Origin of the sequence: Streptomyces sp. NBC_00996 (assembly GCF_045162675.1) — a bacterium.
GTDB lineage: Bacteria > Actinomycetota > Actinomycetes > Streptomycetales > Streptomycetaceae > Streptomyces.
Genome location: NZ_CP108723.1, coordinates 2,985,211 through 3,000,695, shown reverse-complemented (window position 1 = coordinate 3,000,695; position 15,485 = coordinate 2,985,211). Strand labels below are relative to the sequence as shown.

The 15,485-nt window shown below is 69.3% G+C and carries 14 protein-coding genes and 1 pseudogene; 10 read left to right on the top strand and 5 right to left on the bottom strand.

Features of this window, described 5'->3' with window-relative positions; all coding sequences use genetic code 11:
* Positions 1-28 precede the first annotated feature (28 nt).
* From OG390_RS14150 to OG390_RS14135, 4 genes and pseudogenes are all read left to right on the top strand, one after another.
* Positions 29-307, top strand: a complete 279-nt coding sequence (locus OG390_RS14150; RefSeq protein WP_406167974.1) for a hypothetical protein — start codon at positions 29-31, stop codon at positions 305-307.
* A gap of 170 nt (positions 308-477) precedes the next feature.
* Complete coding sequence (locus OG390_RS14145) at positions 478-1,698, top strand: sensor histidine kinase (protein WP_406167972.1); 1,221 nt, start codon at positions 478-480, stop codon at positions 1,696-1,698.
* Entirely contained in the window at positions 1,695-2,378 is a 684-nt protein-coding gene (locus OG390_RS14140) for a response regulator (RefSeq protein ID WP_406167970.1), read from the top strand. Before OG390_RS14145 ends, OG390_RS14140 begins: the two co-directional genes overlap by 4 nt.
* Positions 2,379-2,634: 256 nt before the next feature.
* A pseudogene (locus tag OG390_RS14135) lies at positions 2,635-3,036 on the top strand (efflux RND transporter permease subunit); the annotation flags it as partial.
* Between the two features lie 347 nt (positions 3,037-3,383).
* Here the strand turns inward: OG390_RS14135 and nadA are convergent.
* Entirely contained in the window at positions 3,384-4,568 is a 1,185-nt protein-coding gene (gene nadA, locus OG390_RS14130) for a quinolinate synthase NadA (protein WP_399078319.1), read from the bottom strand.
* A 346-nt stretch (positions 4,569-4,914) separates the two neighbouring features.
* Here nadA and OG390_RS14125 point away from each other — a divergent pair, with 346 nt between their 5' ends.
* Positions 4,915-5,271 (top strand): iron-sulfur cluster assembly accessory protein, encoded by a 357-nt coding sequence (locus tag OG390_RS14125; RefSeq protein ID WP_028805207.1) that lies wholly within the window; start codon positions 4,915-4,917, stop codon positions 5,269-5,271.
* Positions 5,272-5,406: 135 nt separating this feature from the next.
* Here OG390_RS14125 and OG390_RS14120 read toward each other — a convergent pair whose 3' ends face one another.
* Together OG390_RS14120 and OG390_RS14115 are read right to left on the bottom strand one after the other, a co-directional pair.
* Positions 5,407-7,023, bottom strand: coding sequence for a hypothetical protein (locus tag OG390_RS14120; RefSeq protein WP_406167968.1), 1,617 nt, complete (start codon positions 7,021-7,023; stop codon positions 5,407-5,409).
* A 184-nt stretch (positions 7,024-7,207) separates the two neighbouring features.
* Positions 7,208-7,417: a hypothetical protein gene (locus OG390_RS14115; protein WP_406167966.1), complete on the bottom strand. Its 210-nt coding sequence runs from the start codon at positions 7,415-7,417 to the stop codon at positions 7,208-7,210.
* A gap of 134 nt (positions 7,418-7,551) precedes the next feature.
* On the opposite strand from OG390_RS14115, the gene OG390_RS14110 reads away from it, so the two are divergent.
* Complete coding sequence (locus tag OG390_RS14110; RefSeq protein WP_399078313.1) at positions 7,552-8,526, top strand: carbohydrate kinase family protein; 975 nt, start codon at positions 7,552-7,554, stop codon at positions 8,524-8,526.
* A 226-nt stretch (positions 8,527-8,752) separates the two neighbouring features.
* Here the strand turns inward: OG390_RS14110 and OG390_RS14105 are convergent, their stop codons facing one another.
* A complete protein-coding gene (locus OG390_RS14105; RefSeq protein WP_406167964.1) occupies positions 8,753-10,135 on the bottom strand; it encodes a cysteine desulfurase/sulfurtransferase TusA family protein in 1,383 nt (460 codons plus the stop codon).
* 336 nt (positions 10,136-10,471) lie between these two features.
* Between OG390_RS14105 and coxB the strand changes: the two genes are divergently transcribed.
* The 4 genes from coxB to OG390_RS14085 all read left to right on the top strand — a co-directional run bounded on the left by coxB (position 10,472) and on the right by OG390_RS14085 (position 14,945).
* Positions 10,472-11,437 carry a cytochrome c oxidase subunit II gene (coxB, locus tag OG390_RS14100; RefSeq protein ID WP_399078309.1) on the top strand — a complete coding sequence of 322 codons (966 nt, stop codon included), beginning with the start codon at positions 10,472-10,474 and terminating at the stop codon, positions 11,435-11,437.
* On the top strand, positions 11,434-13,164 hold the full coding sequence (ctaD, locus tag OG390_RS14095; RefSeq protein ID WP_399078307.1) for a cytochrome c oxidase subunit I: 1,731 nt from the start codon (positions 11,434-11,436) through the stop codon (positions 13,162-13,164). Before coxB ends, ctaD begins: the two co-directional genes overlap by 4 nt.
* Positions 13,161-13,559, top strand: a complete 399-nt coding sequence (locus tag OG390_RS14090; protein ID WP_189190454.1) for a cytochrome c oxidase subunit 4 — start codon at positions 13,161-13,163, stop codon at positions 13,557-13,559. Before ctaD ends, OG390_RS14090 begins: the two co-directional genes overlap by 4 nt.
* Before the next feature lie 126 nt (positions 13,560-13,685).
* Positions 13,686-14,945 (top strand): Ig-like domain-containing protein, encoded by a 1,260-nt coding sequence (locus OG390_RS14085; protein WP_406167961.1) that lies wholly within the window; start codon positions 13,686-13,688, stop codon positions 14,943-14,945.
* Between the two features lie 98 nt (positions 14,946-15,043).
* Here the strand turns inward: OG390_RS14085 and OG390_RS14080 are convergent, their stop codons facing one another.
* The gene (locus OG390_RS14080) at positions 15,044-15,445 is read right to left on the bottom strand and encodes a hypothetical protein (protein WP_399078302.1); all 402 of its coding nucleotides are present in this window, start codon (positions 15,443-15,445) and stop codon (positions 15,044-15,046) included.
* Between the last annotated feature and the right edge of the window lie 40 nt (positions 15,446-15,485).

Here is a 15,485-nt window from a genome sequence, read left to right as displayed (position 1 = left end):
ATCGGGGCCCACGCCTGAGGAGGGCGACATGATCGTACGGATCATGGGGGAGGGGCAGGTGAGGCTGGACGACGGCCACCTCACCGAACTGAACAAACTGGACGACGAGCTGCTCTCCGAGATGGAGAGCGGCGACGAGCCCGGCTTCCGTCGCACGCTGAGCGCGCTCCTGGAATCGGTACGCCGCCTCGGCGCTCCGCTTCCCGACGACGCGCTGGAACCCTCGGAACTGATCCTTCCGTCCCCGGACGCGACCCTCGAAGAGGTCCGCGAAATGCTGAGCGACGAGGGCCTGATCCCCGGCTGACGGGTCCCCCGCGCCCCTTGGGGGCGCGGGGGACTGCGCAATCTTTTGGGGGGTCTGGGGGCGCAGCCCCAGGGACGGGAATGGGCAGGGGCGGAGGGGGCGGCATCACGCTCCGTGGTCCCCGGTAGCACCCGTTCCACGCCCCGCACGGTCCCCGTACCGTAAACGGAGTGAGCACCCTAGAGCGCACGAGGGACTGGCTGCGCGTCCACCCCCTCGCCCTGGACGCCGCCCTGGCCACAGGCGTCCTCACCAGCATGGTCGCCGGCTCCTTCGTCGACCCGCACGGCGAGAACGGCGCGACCTGGGGCGCCCGCACCCCGAACGCCCTCAGCATCGCCCTGATGGTGCTCGGCGCCGCGGCGCTGGTCTTCCGCCGCCGCGCCCCGATGACGGTCCTCGCGGCCACGGGCGCCGTCTCCCTGGTGGAGCTGGCCACCGGCGACCCCAGGGCCCCGGTGGCGATGTCCGTCGTCGTCGCCCTCTACACCGTCGCGTCGGCCACCGACCGCCCCACGACCTGGCGCGTCGGACTGGTCACGATGACCGTCCTGACGGCGGTCGCGATGCTCGCGGGACCGATGCCCTGGTACGCCCAGGAGAACCTCGGCATCTTCGCCTGGACCGGCATGGCCGCCGCCGCGGGCGACGCCGTACGCAGCCGGCGCGCCTTCGTGCACGCCATCCGCGAGCGCGCCGAACGCGCCGAACGCACCCGTGAGGAGGAGGCCCGCCGCCGCGTCGCCGAGGAGCGGCTGCGGATCGCCCGCGATCTGCACGACGTCGTCGCCCATCACATCGCCCTGGTGAACGTGCAGGCGGGCGTCGCCGCCCATGTCATGGACAAGCGGCCGGACCAGGCCAAGGAAGCCCTCGCGCACGTCCGCGAGGCCAGTCGCTCCGCCCTCAACGAACTCCGCGCCACCGTGGGCCTGCTGCGCCAGTCCGGCGACCCCGAGGCCCCCACCGAACCCGCCCCCGGCCTCGCCAGGCTCGACGAACTCGCCGACACCTTCCGCAACGCCGGCCTCCCTGTCGAAGTCGCCCGCTGCGACCACGGCACGACCCTCCCCGCCGCCGTCGACCTCGCCGCGTACCGCGTCATACAGGAAGCCCTCACCAATGTGCAGAAGCACGCGGGAGCGGAGGCGAAGGCCGAGGTCAGCGTCGTACGCGTAGGACCGAATGTGGAGGTCACGGTCCTCGACAACGGGCCCGGGCAGGACGACGGGCCACAAGAGGGTGGCGGGCACGGGCTGCTCGGCATGCGGGAGCGGGTCACCGCGTTCGGCGGCAGCTGCACGGCCGGTCCCCGATACGGAGGCGGCTTCCGGGTCCATGCGATCCTTCCGGTCAAGAACCGCACGCCTGCCCTGGGGGACTCCGTATGACCATCCGTGTCCTGCTCGCCGACGACCAGGCGCTGCTGCGCAGCGCCTTCCGGGTGCTCGTCGACTCGGAGCCCGACATGGAGGTCGTCGGCGAGGCCTCCGACGGCGCGGAGGCGGTGCGGCTGACGCGCGAAGAGCGCGCCGACGTCGTGCTCATGGACATCCGGATGCCGGGGACCGACGGTCTCGCCGCCACACGGCTGATCACCGCCGACCCGGGGCTCGCGCACGTACGGGTGGTCATGCTGACGACCTTCGAGGTCGACGAGTACGTGGTGCAGTCGCTGCGGGCCGGTGCCTCCGGGTTCCTCGGGAAGGGCGCCGAGCCGGAGGAGCTGTTGAACGCGATCCGGATCGCCGCCGGTGGCGAGGCGCTGCTGTCACCGGCGGCCACCAAAGGGCTGATCGCCAAGTTCCTCGCGCAGGGCGACGGTTCGGAGGAGGAGCGGGATCCGGCCCGCGCCGAGCGGCTCGACGCGCTCACGGGGCGCGAGCGCGAAGTGCTCGTCCAGGTCGCGGGCGGACACTCCAACGACGAGATCGCCGAGCGCCTCGAAGTCAGCCCGCTGACGGTGAAGACGCACGTCAACCGGGCCATGGCGAAACTCGGCGCGCGCGACCGGGCGCAACTGGTCGTCATCGCGTACGAGTCCGGACTGGTCCGTCCGAGGGCGGACTGAGCTCCACCTGGGCGTACTGCGCCTGGAGTGGGAGCCGTATAAGGAAATGGACCCAGGGGCGACGGATCGGGCCCTTTCCATGGCTCAGGGTGTGACGTGGGGCGCTCAGGTGTGCTCGCCCTCTTGCTCCACGTTCCGCTCAAGCCACAGAAGAGAGACCCGCCACCCAATGTCCTGGCTGTCCAGATTCAGCCTCGCGCAACGGGCCCTCATAGGGTTGATCTCGATCATCGCGCTCGCCTTCGGAGCGATCGCGATGCTCATCGGCATCGTGGTGACGAACGCGATCGTGCTGATCGACCTGATCAACCAGTACCGACGACAGGGCTACGGCACGGTCGAGGCGGTCATCGAGGGCGGCCGCCACCGGCTGCGCCCGATCCTCATGACGGCCCTGGCGACCATCTTCGCCCTGCTCCCCATGGCGTTGGGTGTCACCGGGAGGGCGGCTTCATCGCCCAGCCGCTGGCCGTGGTCGTCATCGGCGGCCTGATCACGTCGACCCTGCTGACGCTGCTGCTGGTCCCGACGCTGTACACGGTGATCGAACTCCGCAAGGAGCGCCGGGCGAAGAAGAAGGGCGGCGAAGCGGGCGGCGAAGGCGGGGCTCCCGTCTTCGCCGACGCAGGAGGAGGAACCGGAACCGGCGGGGGTCTAGGCAGCGGATCGGACGCGCGCCGGCCGCTTCGCGCCGGCCGCTTCGCGCCGGCCCGTTGCCACCCACCCCCGCCCGATGGACTCAGGCCCGTGCCACAAACACTGAGGCCGTGCCCGCACGATCGTGCGGGCACGGCCTCGGCGTTGCTGGGGGCCAAGGGCCACGCAGTGTCCCGGAGTTCTCTGAAGGGCGGGTGGGTGCGGACAAGCCCGGCCGCGCAGCGGCCGGGGGCCCCGCACCCGCGCACGACCGAAGCCGCCCTGCGGCGTGGGCGCCAAGGCGTACACAGGCGATGGGGTGCCCCTCGGCAAGAGGGGCACCCCATCGGCGCACGCACAGCGCGAGCGTTACGGCAGTGCCAGCATCCGCTCCAGCGCCAGCTTGGCGAACTGCTCCGTCTCTCGGTCCACCTCGATGCGGTTGACCAGGTTGCCCTCGGCGAGCGATTCCAGGGTCCACACCAGGTGCGGCAGGTCGATGCGGTTCATCGTCGAGCAGAAGCACACCGTCTTGTCGAGGAAGACGATCTCCTTGTCCTCGGGCGCGAAACGGTTCGCGAGCCGTCGTACGAGATTCAGCTCCGTGCCGATCGCCCACTTCGAGCCGGCCGGAGCCGCCTCCAGGGCCTTGATGATGTACTCCGTGGACCCCACGTAGTCCGCCGCCGCGACGACCTCGTGCTTGCACTCGGGGTGGACGAGGACGTTCACACCGGGGATCCGCTCGCGGACGTCGTTCACCGAGTCCAGCGAGAAACGGCCGTGGACCGAGCAGTGACCCCGCCACAGGATCATCTTCGCGTCCCGCAGCTGCTCCGCCGTCAGCCCGCCGTTCGGCTTGTGCGGGTTGTAGACGACGCAGTCGTCGAGGGACATGCCCATGTCGCGGACCGCCGTGTTGCGACCCAGGTGCTGGTCGGGCAGGAAGAGCACCTTCGAGCCCTGCTCGAAGGCCCACTCAAGAGCCCGCTGGGCGTTCGACGACGTGCAGATCGTGCCCCCGTGCTTGCCCGTGAACGCCTTGATGTCCGCGGACGAGTTCATGTACGAGACAGGCACGACCTGCTCGGCCACCCCGGCCTCGGTGAGCACGTCCCAGCACTCGGCGACCTGCTCGGCGGTGGCCATGTCGGCCATCGAGCAGCCCGCGGCCAGGTCCGGCAGCACGACCTTCTGGTCGTCGCTCGTCAGGATGTCCGCCGACTCCGCCATGAAGTGCACACCGCAGAACACGATGTACTCGGCCTCCGGGCGCGCGGCCGCGTCCCGGGCCAGCTTGAAGGAGTCGCCCGTGACGTCCGCGAACTGGATGACCTCGTCGCGCTGGTAGTGGTGGCCGAGCACGAAGACCTTGTCCCCGAGCTTCTCCTTGGCCGCGCGGGCGCGCTCCACCAGGTCCGGGTCGGACGGAGAGGGCAGGTCGCCGGGGCACTCGACGCCCCGCTCGCTCCTCGGGTCGGCCTCGCGGCCGAGCAGCAGCAGGGCGAGGGGCGTCGGCTGTACGTCGAGCTCCTGGGTCTGGGCGGTGGTCACGACACGCACCCTTTCTGTTCTGCGGCTCGCCGGGCTCGTAGGGAGCGGGCCCGGCGGAACGATGCCTTTTCGTCGAATTGACGCTATCTATCATAACCGCTTCACGTCACGTTGACGATGTCCATAGCGTCGATGTGACGTGAATCCCGGTCGCCGCTACGGCAGGTGACATCAGGTGTCGGCCGGGTTGTCCGTGGGCTTGTCCACAGGTCGGTGTTCGCGTCCGGGCGCATGTGCGAGCATGAAGTGAGAAGGCAAAGACAAGCGCTCGGCCCGGAATGAATCCGCGGCCCCGCCGGTTGCAACCGTCGGCAAGCAGTCTCCGTACAACCCGGGAGAGAAGCAGATGTCCGTATCGGACGAGACCACCACCGTGAGCGACGGCATCATCCTGTCCGACGCCGCCGCGGCCAAGGTCAAGGCCCTGCTCGACCAGGAAGGCCGCGACGATCTGGCACTGCGCGTCGCCGTTCAGCCCGGCGGCTGCTCCGGCCTGCGCTACCAGCTCTTCTTCGACGAGCGCTCCCTCGACGGCGATGTCGTCAAGGACTTCGGTGGCGTCAAGGTCGTCACCGACCGTATGAGCGCCCCGTACCTGGGCGGCGCGTCCATCGACTTCGTGGACACCATCGAGAAGCAGGGCTTCACGATCGACAACCCGAACGCGACGGGCTCCTGCGCCTGCGGCGACTCCTTCAGCTAAGCCCCCGGCTCACCGTCGCCGAGCCCGCGGCGCACGGCTGAGCACGCCCGGCTGCACGCATACGGCTGAACGCGTACGAAGGCGGCGTCCCCCTCCGACAGGGACGCCGCCTTCGCGTATCCGGAGCGCCGGCCGCTACTGGGGCTGCGTCGCCTTCTGGGCCGCCGACGGCGACTGCACCGAGGCGCCGGGCACCTTCCCCTCGGGGATCTCCTTGCCGTCCGATCCCACGACCTTGCGGTCGCCGAGCGGCTTGTCCAGATGGACGGTCTTCTCGTAGATCTTGGCGATCAGGATGCAGATCTTTTCCGGCCAGGGCTTCTCGGTCACCGTGACGGTCACCTTGTCCGAGCTCTCGCTCGCCGAGGCCGAGTAGTCCGCGCACACCCCGCCCGTGAAACCGACCGTCAGGTCCTGCCCGTCGACGGTGTAGCCCTGCACCTTGACGTCGCGCGAGGTCGGCGCCGCGGTCGGCTCGTCGCCCGGCGCGGTCGGCGTGGGGCTCGGCTGCCCGGGGGCCGTCGGTGCGGTCAGATACCGCGGGTCGACAGCCGGATGCGTCACCGTGAAGCTGTCGTCCGCCCCCTGCGTCCGCACCTCGAACAGCCAGGACGGCACCAGCGTCTGCCGCCCGTGCGCGTAGTGCGTCGCCAGCCCGAAGGTGGCCTTCTCGACGGTCACTGCCTGAGGAGCCGGTGTCACCGTCGAGTGCTCGCACGGCATCTCGTCGCGGTCCTTCAGCGGTACGGGGCTGGCACAGCCGCCGATGCCCTTGCGTCCACCGCCCGACGCGGAGGCCGACCCATTCATCAGGTCCAGCGTCTTGCGCGCACTGATGACGGGGTATGTGTCCCCCTTAACCGGCGCCTTCAACTGGCCGCTGCCGCTGAAGACCTTGCCCTCGGAGTCGACCTGGAGACCGGTGGTCCAGCCGTAGGTCGGAAGCCCGCCGACCACCGCGTCCGCGTTCACCACGCGTACCCGGTCGTCGTTCATGAGCTGGCTCGCGTCCAGCTTCGCGTCGTCCTGGCCGACCGCCTTCAGTATGGGAGCGGCCGCCTTCTTGGCCTCCTCCTCGCTCACCGCCCCGGGGCGCAGTCCCGCCAGGCCGCCGGACCCGACGGGGACGCAGCGCTTGCCCTTGGGGCAGTTGTCGGTCCCCGGCAGATACGAGCTGAAGGTCCAGATGCCGGGCGCGTTCACGCTCACCCGCAGATTCGGTTCCGAACCGTCCTTCGTGGAACCGACGATCCAGCCGTCCCCGACCAGCCTCGGCGTGCCCGCCAGGCCGAGGGCCTTCGCCAGTCGGGCCACCTCGGCCTTCGTCACCTCGCCCTTCGCCCAGTACACGGGCGCCGAGTCCGGGCCGCCCGGCAGCTTGCCGTCCGCGTGGTAGGTCGCGCCGTACGGGTTGGGCTCGCCGGGCGCGATGCCGTTCGTGCCGCCCGTGGCGCTCGTGGTGCCCTCGGAGTAGCCGTCGAGGGCGAGCGGCGGGGGAGTGCCGTCGCCGCCGGGGGCCCCCGAGCCGCTGCGGCCGTTCCCGCCGGACGCCGTGGCCGCGAAGTACGCCCCGCCGCCCCCGACCAGCAGGACCGCGGCCGCGACCGAGGCGACGATCGCCGGGGAATGCCGACGGCGCGGTGCGGTCGGCTCGGCGCCCTCGGAGGGACCCTCGCCCGGACCCTCGGCAGAACCCACGGCGGCACCCTCGACGGGCTCGCTCGCGTCGTTGTCGGGTCGCTCGGTGCTCACCGCATCGCTCCTTCGGCTTCACTGCTGTCCCATGACCCGGCCCTGTCACACAGGGGCGCTGAGGGTCGTATACCGCATCCCCTTTACGGGGGACAGCGATGGGACGCAGCGGGGGAGCGCGCGGTTCCCTGCGAGCGCTCGCCGAATTCCCCCGTTCGGCGCCGCCCGATCGGCCGTACGCGGATCAGTCGCCGTAGTCGGACATCGCGTCCAGCAGCCGTGCGGAAGTCGGCGGCACGGTCACCCCGTGGATGCGTGCCGGAGACACCGGGAGGGAAGTGACCTTGGCGGGAGCCGACCAGTGCCGGGCCATCCGGGCGCAGTCGCCGCGGAGCGACGCCAGATCGCCTTCGAGGTCGAGCGGAGCGGAGCCGTGGACCTTGAGGTTCGTCATACCGGAACCGTATGCACCGTTGCCCTTACGAAGAAAGATCTACTATCGGGTAGTTTTGCCCGCTTCAGCAGGCCCGTGCGGACCGGGTAGCGTGAACTGTCAATCCTCTCCCCTCGCAGGAGCGTGTCCTAGCCGTGCGTATCGCAGTCACCGGCTCCATCGCCACCGACCACCTCATGACCTTCCCCGGCCGTTTCGCCGACCAGCTGGTCGCGGATCAGCTGCACACGGTCTCCCTCTCCTTCCTGGTCGACAACCTCGACGTGCGCCGGGGCGGGGTCGGCGCGAACATCGCCTTCGGCATGGGCCAGCTCGGCACCCGGCCGATCCTGGTCGGGGCGGCGGGTTCCGACTTCGACGACTACCGCGCGTGGCTGGACCGCCACGGCGTCGACACGGACTCGGTCCGCATCTCCGAGGTGCTGCACACCGCGCGCTTCGTGTGCACCACCGACGCCGACCACAACCAGATCGGCTCGTTCTACACGGGCGCGATGAGCGAGGCCCGTCTCATCGAGCTGAAGGCCGTCGCCGACCGGGTCGGCGGCCTCGACCTGGTCCTGATCGGCGCGGACGACCCCGAGGCGATGCTCCGCCACACCGAGGAGTGCCGCTCCCGCACGATTCCCTTCGCCGCCGACTTCTCGCAGCAGATCGCCCGGATGAACGGCGACGAGATCCGGATACTGCTGGACGGAGCGACGTACCTCTTCTCGAACGAGTACGAGAAGGGGCTCATCGAGTCCAAGACCGGCTGGACGGACGAGGAGATCCTGGGCAAGGTCGGGCACCGTGTGACGACCCTCGGCGCGCAGGGCGTGCGCATCGAACAGGCGGGCGAGGAGCCCATCGAGGTCGGCTGCCCGGAGGAGGAGCGCAAGGCCGACCCCACGGGCGTCGGCGACGCGTTCCGCGCGGGCTTCCTCTCCGGCCTCGCCTGGGGCGTCCCGCTGGAGCGCGCCGCCCAGGTCGGCTGCATGCTCGCCACGCTGGTCATCGAGACGGTCGGCACCCAGGAGTACCAGCTCCGCCGCGCCCACTTCATGGACCGCTTCACCAAGGCGTACGGCCATGACGCCGCCGCCGAGGTCCAGGCTCACCTGGCCTGATCCACTGGCACACCCGCGAGTGAAGGGGCGCCTCGGCACCCCTTCACTCGCGGGTGTGCCCAAGGCCTGCCTTTCGGATCACGCCCGGGCCGCGGCAGCAGTTGTGAGGCGCCGCAGCCCGAAGCCGGCGTGATCAATACACTGAGGCCGGCCGCCGCTCCACGTAACACCTTGGCCGGCCGCCGCACCACGTAACACCTTGGCCGGCCGCCGCACCACTTATCACCTAGGCCAACCGCCGCACCACGTAGGCCGTCCCCTTCTCCGCCGGCTCCTCACCCATGTACTTCTGCCCCCGCATCTCGCACCACGCCGGGATGTCGAGCCGGGCCGCCTCGTCGTCGGAGAGGACGCGTACGGTCCCGCCCACCGGCACATCCCCGATGACCTTCGCCAGCTCGATCACCGGGATCGGGCACCGCTTGCCCAGCGCGTCCACGACGAGGGTGTCGGCGGCCGCGGACGTCGTCGTCGGTGTCGCCGGGGCCCCCAGCTTCTCGCGGACCGCCAGGACGGCACCGGGCAGGACCGACAGGAAGCGGTCGACGTCCTCTTCCGCCGTGCCCGGCGGCAGCGACACACGGACGTTGCCCTCGCTCAGGACACCCATGGCCTTCAGTACATGGCTGGGCGTCAGCGTGCTGCTGGTGCAGGACGAACCGGAGGAGACCGAGAAGCCGGCGCGGTCGAGTTCGTGGAGCAGTGTCTCTCCATCGACATAGAGACAGGAGAAGGTGACGATCCCCGGCAGCCGGTGGACCGCGTCGCCGACCACCTCCACGTCCGGGACCAGTTCGGGGACTCGCCCGCGGATCCGCTCCGTCAGTTCCCGCAGCCGCCCGGCCTGAGCGGCCGCCTCGGCGCGTACGGCGCGCAGCGAGGCCGCCGCTGCCACCACGGCGGGGATGTTCTCGAACCCGGCCGCCCTTCCCGACTCCCGCTCGTCCGGGGGGCCTTGAGGCGAGAACCGGGTCCCCTTCCGTACGGCGAGCAGTCCGACGCCCGAGGGCCCACCCCATTTATGGGCACTTGCCGTCAACAAGGACCAGTCGCCCTCGACGCGCGCCCAGCCCAGCGACTGCGCCGCGTCGACCAGCAGCGGCACCCCCACCGCCCGGCAGGCCTCGGCCACCGCGGCCACCGGCTGCTCCGTACCCACCTCGTGGTTGGCGGACTGCAGGCAGGCGAGAGCGGTGTCGGGGCGCAGGGCGTGCGCGTACGCGGACGGGGACACCCGGCCCGCACGGTCGACCGGGATCCCGGTCACCGAACCCCCCGCCGCCTCGTGAACGTCTGCCGAATGGAGCACCGACGAGTGTTCGACCGCTGACACGATCAGGTGGCGTCCGACGCGGCGGCGGCCGGCCAGCGCGCCCTCGATCCCGGTGTGCACCGCCCGCGTACCGGAGGAGGTGAAGACCAGCTCGTCCGGGCGGCAGCCCACCGCCTCGGCCGCCGCCTCACGCGCCGCGTCGAGCAGCAGCCGCGCTCGCCGTCCCTCCCGGTACAGGCGGGCGGGATCGGCCCACCCCTCGTCGAGCGAGGCCTGCAGGGCCTGCCGGGCGACGGGGTGGAGGGGAGCAGCGGAAGCAGCATCGAAGTAGGCCACACCTCAACGCTAAGTCCTCCGGCAAGGAGAGCTCCCCCGAGGGGCGCGGGGAGCGGCGCGATCAGCCACAGGCGGCCCGCGGTCGCCGACGGGCCTGGTCGACCGGGCTGCGAGGCGTCCGAACCCCCCGTCAGAAAGCCCCCCGGAGCCGGGCATCCCACCCCTTCGGGGTGACCCGCGGCGCGTTGGGCACCCTCCCCGCGCGACCCCAAATAGCGTCCAGTAGGGTTTGGTCCGCATAAACATCCAAACCCCTGCCCGTGTGCCAGGGCGGCGAGCGACCAGCGAGAAGGCCGTAGCCAACCAGCGCGGGCGAGACTCTCGGGAAGGCGCTACGTGAGTCCCAACGGCTCCGACCGCTCGCCGCGGCGCCCGATGCGGCGGAAGCTGCTGCAGGCAATGACTGCGGGCCTGGTCCTGGCGACAGCCACCGGTTGCTCGTACAACTGGGAAGACTTCCCCCGCCTTGGTATGCCCACCCCGGCCACGGAAGAGGCTCCGCGGATCCTCTCCCTGTGGCAGGGGTCCTGGGCGGCGGCGCTCGCCGTAGGCGTGCTGGTGTGGGGCCTGATCCTGTGGAGCGCCATGTTCCACCGGCGCAGCCGCACCAAGGTCGAAGTTCCTCCGCAGACCCGGTACAACATGCCCATCGAGGCGCTGTACACCGTGGTCCCGCTCATCATCGTCTCGGTGCTGTTCTACTTCACCGCCCGCGACGAGTCGAAGCTCCTCAGCCTCTCCCCGAAGCCCGACGTCACGGTCAACGTGGTCGGTTTCCAGTGGAGCTGGGGCTTCAACTACATCGCGGACGTTCCCGGTTCCACCGGGAACGCGAAGACCGACAAGAACCTGGCAGCCATTCCGGACCGGTTCAAGGCGGACTTCCCGGCGAACGCCGGCGGTGTCTACGACGTCGGCACGCCCGGCACGCGGAACCCGCAGACCAACAACCCCGGCCCGACCCTCTGGCTCCCCAAGGGCAAGACGGTCCGCTTCGTTCTCACTTCGCGTGACGTCATCCACTCCTTCTGGGTGGTGCCGTTCCTCATGAAGCAGGACGTCATCCCGGGCCACACCAACTCCTTCCAGGTGACCCCCAACAAGGAGGGCACCTTCCTGGGCAAGTGCGCCGAACTCTGCGGCGTCGACCACTCCCGGATGCTCTTCAACGTGAAGGTCGTCTCCCCTGAGCGCTACGAGGCCCACCTCAAGGAGCTCGCGGCGAAGGGTCAGACCGGTTACGTCCCGGCCGGCATTGAGCAGACGGGCCACGAGAAGAACCGGGAGACGAACAACCTGTGAGCATCCTCAACGAACCCCAGGGTGCCGCCGAAGACTCGTACGAGAACGAGCTGCCGGTACGGCGCAAGCAGCCCGGCAACGTCGTGATCAAGTGGCTCACCACCACTGACCACAAGACGATCGGCACGCTGTATCTGGTCACGTCGTTCGCGTTCTTCTGCATCGGCGGCGTCATGGCGCTGCTCATGCGCGCCGAGCTCGCCCGGCCTGGTCTGCAGATCATGTCGAACGAGCAGTTCAACCAGGCGTTCACGATGCACGGCACGATCATGCTGCTGATGTTCGCGACGCCGCTGTTCGCCGGTTTCGCGAACTGGATCATGCCGCTGCAGATCGGCGCGCCCGACGTGGCGTTCCCGCGGCTGAACATGTTCGCCTACTGGCTCTACCTGTTCGGCTCGCTCATCGCGGTCGGTGGCTTCCTCACCCCGCAGGGCGCGGCCGACTTCGGCTGGTTCGCCTACAGCCCGCTGTCGGACGCGGTCCGCTCGCCGGGCATCGGCGCCGACATGTGGATCATGGGTCTGGCCTTCTCCGGCTTCGGCACGATCCTCGGCTCGGTCAACTTCATCACCACGATCATCTGCATGCGTGCTCCCGGCATGACGATGTTCCGCATGCCGATCTTCGTGTGGAACGTGCTGCTGACCGGTGTGCTGGTCCTGCTGGCCTTCCCGGTCCTCGCCGCCGCGCTGTTCGCCCTGGAGGCGGACCGCAAGTTCGGTGCCCACGTCTTCGACGCGGCAAATGGCGGAGCCTTGCTCTGGCAACACCTCTTCTGGTTCTTCGGCCATCCAGAGGTGTACATCATCGCTCTACCATTCTTCGGAATCATTTCCGAAGTGATCCCAGTGTTCTCACGCAAGCCGATGTTCGGCTACATGGGCCTCATCGCCGCCACCATCTCCATCGCCGGTCTGTCCGTGACCGTGTGGGCCCACCACATGTACGTCACCGGTGGTGTGTTGCTGCCGTTCTTCTCCTTCATGACGTTCCTCATCGCCGTGCCAACGGGCGTGAAGTTCTTCAACTGGATCGGAACGATGTGGAAGGGGTCCTTGAGTTTCGAGACCCCGATGCTCTGGGCCACCGGCTTCCTGATCACCTTCACGTTCGGTGGTCTGACCGGTGTCATCCTGGCCTCGCCGCCGATGGACTTCCACGTCTCGGACTCGTACTTCGTGGTGGCGCACTTCCACTACGTGGTCTTCGGCACCGTGGTGTTCGCGATGTTCTCCGGCTTCCACTTCTGGTGGCCGAAGATGACGGGCAAGATGCTCGACGAGCGTCTCGGCAAGATCACCTTCTGGACGCTGTTCGTGGGCTTCCACGGCACGTTCCTCGTGCAGCACTGGCTGGGCGCGGAGGGCATGCCGCGTCGGTACGCGGACTATCTCGCGGCCGACGGCTTCACCGCGCTGAACACGATCTCGACGATCAGCTCGTTCCTGCTCGGCCTGTCGATCCTGCCGTTCCTCTACAACGTGTGGAAGACGGCCAAGTACGGCAAGCCGGTCGGCGTCGACGACCCGTGGGGCTACGGCCGTTCGCTGGAGTGGGCCACCTCGTGCCCGCCGCCGCGGCACAACTTCCTCACCCTGCCGCGGATTCGCAGTGAATCCCCGGCGTTCGACCTGCACCACCCGGAGATCGCCGCTCTCGACCAGCTCGAGAACGCCGGTCACGGGACGTCGGCTCTGTCTGGTGGCAAGGAGGCCGGCAAGTGAAGGTCCAAGGCAAGATGTTCATCTGGCTGGCCGTCTTCATCCTCGTCATGGCGATCGTCTATGGCGTGTGGTCGAAGGAGCCGGCCGGTACCACGGCGCTCTTCCTGGCCTTCGGCCTGAGCATGATGATCGGCTACTACCTGGCCTTCACGGCCCGGCGGGTCGACGCGCTGGCGCAGGACAACAAGGACGCGGACGTCGCGGACGAGGCCGGCGAGGTGGGCTTCTTCAGCCCGCACAGCTGGCAGCCGCTCGCGCTCGGCGTCGGCGGCGCGCTCGCCTTCCTGGGTGTCGTCTTCGGCTGGTGGCTGCTCTACTTCTCGGCCCCGATCATCCTGATCGGCCTGTGGGGCTGGGTCTTCGAGTACTACCACGGTGAGAACCGCACGCAGTAGCACGCGCCACCCGAGAGCCCGGACACTCCGCCAGGAGTGTCCGGGCTCCGTCGTCAGCCGCACGCCATGTACCCCACACGGGTCACTCGCCGTGCTGTAGTTGACGGTCGTTCTTAGCGTGGGACCATGAACCACTCACCGCGCATCCGCACGGTCGTCAGCTGCACCACGCTGGTGGTCGCCCTCGGCGTGGGCGTCATCGCCTGCAGCGCCGACGACCACCCGCTCTCGGCGAAGCCGTACGACGCGGCGGGACAGATCTCCTTCAACGGCAGCAGCGGCAACAAGAAGGTCGACCCCGACAAGCCTTTGGAAATCATCGCCCTGACCGAAGACGGGCGTATCACCGACGTCACGGTCACGGACGCCTCGGGCCGCTACGTCGTGGGCGAACTCGCCGCCGACGGCAGCCGCTGGCACAGCACCTCTCCGCTGGCCGCAGGGGCCCACTACACGGTGCGCGTGAGCACCGAGGACGGAAGTGGCGCCCCCGGCCGCAAGGTCCTCGACTTCGAGACCACCACACCCAAGACGAAGAAGCAGCTGGACGTGAAGTTCGGGCCCGAGGCGGGCAAGTACGGCGTCGGCCAGCCCGTCACCGCCGAACTCAGTGTCCCCGTGAAGGACAAGGCCGCCCGCACGATCGTCGAACGCGCCCTCAGGGTCGACTCGGTGCCCGCCGCGGAGGGCGCCTGGCACTGGGTGGACGACAAGACGCTGCACTACCGCCCCAAGGACTACTGGCCCACGAACGCCACCATCCAGGCGCACAGCAACCTCGCGGGCATCAAGATCGCCGACCACCTCTGGGGCGGCAACGCCAAGTCACTGCAGCTCACCACGGGCGATCGCCTCATCGCCGTCACGGATGCCTCCGCGCACTCCATGACGGTCTACCGCAACGGCCAGGTGATCAAGACGATCCCCGTCACCACCGGCAAGCCCGGCTACGAGACCCGCAACGGCGTCAAGGTCATCCTGGAGAAGCAGTACTTCGTACGGATGCGCGGGACCACCGTCGGCATCGCCGAGGGCAGCGCTGACTCCTACGACCTGCCCGTGTACTACGCGACCCGTGTCACCTGGAGCGGCGAGTACGTGCACGCGGCGCCCTGGTCCGTGGGCGAACAGGGGTATGCCAACGTCAGCCACGGCTGCACCGGGATGAGTACCGCCAACGCCGAGTGGTTCTTCAACAACGTGCGCCAGGGCGACATCGTGAAGGTCCAGAACTCCAACGGCGCCACGATGGCCCCGTTCGACAACGGCTTCGGCGACTGGAACCTCAACTGGAAGACCTGGCGCCAGGGCAGCGCCCTGGTGGGCGGGACTCCCGACGGCCCGGCCCCGCAGGACAGGGCCAGACTGCGTCCCGAGTCAGTGTGAGGCAGGCACGCGCCACCGCGCCCCGTCAGGGGCGCGGTGCACTGCGCGACAAGCCACCGACGGCCGGCAGTCGCCCGAGCACCCGACGATCCGAGCTCTCAGGCGCCGAGAAGAGCCTTGCGCCGCAGCAGAGAGGCCAGAGCGGCGGCGAACTCGACAGGGTCCACCGGAAGCGTCACCGCCGCATCCGCGCGGCTCCACGTGGCCAGCCAGGCGTCCTGGGGCCGACCGATGAGCACCAGCACGGGCGGGCAGTTGAAGATCTCGTCCTTGATCTGCCGGCACACCCCCATGCCGCCCATGGGCACTGCCTCGCCGTCCAGCACACAGACGTCGATCCCGCCCTTGTCCAGCTCCTTGATGACGGCGCCGGGAGTCGCGCACTCGATGAACTCGACGGAGGGAACGTCCGGAGCGGGCCTGCGCCCGGTCGCCAGCCGCACCTGTTCGCGGGTGTTGGAGTCGTCGCTGTAGACGAGCACCGTGGCGGTCGGCTGCATTGTTCCTCCGCGTCTTTGGTCGGGAACCACTGGTACCGAT